5 protein-coding genes are annotated in these 3,871 nt (G+C 72.2%); all 5 read right to left on the reverse strand.

Annotated elements, in window-relative coordinates; genetic code table 11:
* Nucleotides 1-172 precede the first annotated feature (172 nt).
* Entirely contained in the window at nt 173-793 is a 621-nt protein-coding gene (locus VKN16_13060; protein ID HME95134.1) for a DUF1326 domain-containing protein, read from the reverse strand.
* A gap of 28 nt (nt 794-821) precedes the next feature.
* Complete coding sequence (locus VKN16_13065) at nt 822-1,598, reverse strand: DUF2182 domain-containing protein (GenBank protein HME95135.1); 777 nt, start codon at nt 1,596-1,598, stop codon at nt 822-824.
* Between the two features lie 15 nt (nt 1,599-1,613).
* The gene (locus VKN16_13070) at nt 1,614-2,045 is read right to left on the reverse strand and encodes a VOC family protein (protein ID HME95136.1); all 432 of its coding nucleotides are present in this window, start codon (nt 2,043-2,045) and stop codon (nt 1,614-1,616) included.
* 49 nt (nt 2,046-2,094) lie between these two features.
* Nucleotides 2,095-3,384, reverse strand: a complete 1,290-nt coding sequence (locus VKN16_13075) for an FAD-binding oxidoreductase (GenBank protein ID HME95137.1) — start codon at nt 3,382-3,384, stop codon at nt 2,095-2,097.
* Between the two features lie 32 nt (nt 3,385-3,416).
* Nucleotides 3,417-3,871: hypothetical protein (locus VKN16_13080; GenBank protein ID HME95138.1), on the reverse strand; the 455-nt coding region annotated here is incomplete at its 5' end.

A 3,871-nucleotide genomic window follows, 5' to 3' on the forward strand; every position in this document is an offset into this window, starting at 1 on the left:
GCTGGGTGCGCCTGACCGACCCGCTGTCCTTCTAGCGCCCCAACCTCCGGCGGTCGGCACGCGACATCGCGCGCCGGCCGCCGCCCGGCCTACCGGAACCGACGGGAAACGCTCGAGCCGTCGTGGATGGCCCGGATCGCGCCGATCATGCGGTGCCCGTTCGATCGGCGCGCTAGCTCGAGCTCCACGAGAACGGCGCGAAGTGGCCGTTGACCTTGCCGGTCGTGTCGTCCCAGTTGATGCCGAAGGCGTGCAGGTGGCCGCGGGAAGCCTTGGCCAGAGCAAGGCGGCTCGCCGCCGGATGCCCCACGTTGTCCAGGTAGATGGGCTCGCTCGCGCTCGCACCCGGGATCCCCTCCACCGCGATGTCGAGCATGCCCGGAATCGAGACGGAGCGGCGCATCCCGCTGCGCTCGATCGTGATCGGCTTGCTCTCGACGCCCGCGAACTTGCTCACCAGGGGGCCGACCGCGGCCATGGGCCCGCCGCCCTGCCCGCTGCCGATCGTCACCAGGGCCTCGCGCTGCGCGGCGCTGGCCCGCTCGTCCACGATCACGCCCACCGTCCAGTTGCCCGCGATCATCGGACCCGGGGTGTGGAGCAGCACCGCGAAGCTGAGCCCGTCGAGGGTGGTCGTGCCGTGGGTGCCACGCTCGACGTGGAAGACGAGGCCCGCGTCACAGCTGCCCTGGGTCGGCCGCGCGGCCAGGCCCGACGTCGGACACGGGCAAACCGAGTCGCAGCTGCACGCTTCGAAATAGTCCCCGCTGATCTTCCACTGCGGATTCGCCATGGTCAGCCTCCACTGGCGCCGCGGGCGGTCACATCGTGTGGCCGCGCAGCACCGTCACGAGATCGGGACGAATGGCCACCGCTACTGCGAGCACGAGCAGGGCCAGGCCGGTGGCGCGCGCCAGCCATTCCCCGCCCGGAAGCAGCTTCTCCGCTGCCACCACCGCGGTGATGAGGAGCACCCACGGCAGGCCCATGGCGCCCGCGGCCACGAGCACCAGCATGAGGGCCCAGCAGCAGCCGACACAGTACACCGCGTGGGACCACCCGAGCGCCAGGCTGCCCCGCCGGCCGGCCCGCCAGTGGCCAAGCAGGAAGCCGAACGGGCTCCGGCAGGCGTGCAGGCAGCTCTGCTTGAACGGCGACAGCTGGAACACGCCCGCGCTCAGGAGGATCACCGCCACGCCGTAGGCGAAGGCGGGCGGGGCCATCCCCATCAACAGGGTGTGCGCGAGGTACACCGGCACCCCCGTCGCGGCCCACAGGAGGAGGTACACGGCGGTGAACGCCACGAGCGGCACGCCCCTGGTCTCCCGGACGCCCCGCTGGATGGCGCCGTACAGCGAGATCATCGGCAGGGCGCTCGGCAGCATCATCGCGGTCATCATGACGGCCCAGCTGATCACGAAGGCGATGCCGCCGGCCGCCGTCGCCGGCATCGGCATGGTCATCATCATGTCGTCGCCCCGAAGGCTCGACCGGACCACGACGGCCCACGCGGCGGCCGCGATCAACAGGAGGCCGATGGAGGTGAGAACCGTGACCCGGTCCCGGACCGGGACGAGCCCCTCGCCGGCGCCGGTCACGAGTCCTCCGGGGTACTAGACGGTGAAGCCGGAGGTGCCGACCCAACCCGTCTCGGAAACGTCCAGCGTGACGCCGTCGGGGCCGACGTACTTCACCTCGACGTTGCCGTGACTCTCGCGGCCGTAACTGACCCCGAGCGCCTCGTTGATGTCGTGGCGGGGCTCGGAGCCGGCGGCGGCCAGCCGCTCGGCGATGGCCTCGAGGCTCTCCACCTGGAAGCCGATGTGGTGGATGCCGCTCCAGTCCTTGCCGCGCTCGACGCCCGCCACCGCGTCGTTCCTGAAGTTGAGGATGGCCAGGTTGAGATCGCCGTCGCTCAGGTAGTAGCCCCGCGCCCCGGGGCTGTCGATGCGCGCGATCTCCTTCATGCCGAACACGTCGATGTAGAACTTCGCGGTCTTGTCGACGTCCTGGGTCGAGAGCGCGATGTGCTTGATCTTCGCCATGACGTGTCTCCTCTTGGAGCGGATTTGAGCCAGAGTGTAGCGCGGTGGGTCAGGGCGCGTCGAGCCAATCCTGGAACCGCTTCCAGTGCACCACGAGCGCCATGGCGGGCAGCCGCCAGCGGTGGAGCGCGATCGGCGTGATCGGGGTCACCGGCCAGCCGATCTCGGCGGGCGAGGCGCCCAGCGCGCGCTCGGCGAGCAACTGGCCCATCACGGTGGCCATGGCCACGCCGCGGCCATTGTAGCCGAGCCCGATCAGCACCCCGGGCCGCGGCTCGTGCAGGTGGGGCACGTGATCGGCGGTCAGGGCCACGCGGCCGCTCCAGCGATGCGTCCACCGGACATCGCCGAGCCCGGGAAACAGCCGCCCTGCGGTGGCTTCGAGGCGTGTGAACAGCGCGGGATCGCCACGGTCGTCGAGCGGGCCGCGTCCGCCCATGAGGAGCCGGCCCTGGGGATCCAGGCGGAAGTAGAAGAGGATGCGGCGCAGGTCGGACACCACCTGCCCGCCCGGGAGCACGCGACGCCGCACGGCCTCGGACAGCGGCTCGGTGGCGACCTGATAGCTCTGGACCGGCAGCATGGTCTGCCGCAGCCCTGGCCACAGGCCGCCGGTGTAGGCGTTGGTGGCGAGGATCACGGTGCGCGCCCGCACCGCCCCGCGCGCAGCGGTGACGCGCCATCCCCCGACGTCGGACTGGAGCCGCCGCACCGCGGATCGCCCGTGAAGCCTCGCGCCGGCCCGCTGAGCCGCTCGCGCCAGCCCGCGCGCGTACGACAGCGGATGGAGCGCGCCGGCGCGGCGATCGAGCATGCCGCCCGCGTAGCCCACCGTGCCGGTCAGCTCCTCGATGGCCCGGCGGTTCAGCAGCTCGACCGGGGCGCCGCGCCGCTCCCACTGCCGGGTGCGCGCGCGCAGGCTCTCGAGCGCGGTCGCGTGCGGCGCCGCCGCGATCCACCCGCACGGCTGCGCGTGGCAGGCGATCTTGTGACGCGCGATCAGCTCGAAGACGACGTCGGCCGCGGAGCCGGCGATCTGCCACATCCGCCGGCCGATCTCGGCGCCGTAGTGACGCTCCAGATCCTCCGGGTCGTGCTTGAGCCCGGGGATGACCTGCCCGCCGTTGCGCCCGGAGGCGCCCCATCCGGGCTCGGCCGCGTCCAGCACGACGACGTCGGCCCCGCGCTCGGCCAGGTACAGCGCGGCGGACAGCCCGGTATAGCCGGCACCGACCACCACCACGTCGGCGCGCCGCTCGCCCTCGAGCGGGCCGGTGTCGATCGGCGCCTCGGGGGCCTCGGTCCAGACCGATGCGGGCACGGTGGCCAGCTGCCTCATGGCGGACAGCATGGACGGGCGCGGCCGGCTCGTCAACGGCGGGGGTGCAGCTTCTCCACCCGCACCCCGATGAGGCGGATCTTCTTGCCCTTCGGGTTCTCGCGCGCGTCGAAGAACGGCTCCAGCAGGCCGCGGACCTCGGCGTGCAGCTCCGCGGCGGTCGTGAAGGGCGCCGCGCCGGTGCGCGATCGGCTCACCGTCATGAATCCCGAGAAGCGCACCGTCACGGTCACGGTGCGGAAGGCGTCGAAGTCCCCGGCCACGAACCGCTCGAACACGGTCTCGCCGAGGGCACGCGCCCGCTCGAGCACGAAGGCGGCCTCGAGCGTGTCGACCTCGAACGTCTCCTGTTCGCCCACCGACTTGCGCTCCCGATCGCTCGATACCGGATCGTCCGATTGCCCGTGCGCCTTGCGGTGGAGATCCTCGCCGCCCTTGCCGAGCCACTCGCGGAGGCGAGTCGGCCCGACCGCGCGCAGCTCGGCGA

The organism is Candidatus Methylomirabilota bacterium, assembly GCA_035315345.1.
In the GTDB taxonomy this organism is placed as follows: Bacteria; Methylomirabilota; Methylomirabilia; order Rokubacteriales; family CSP1-6; genus CAMLFJ01.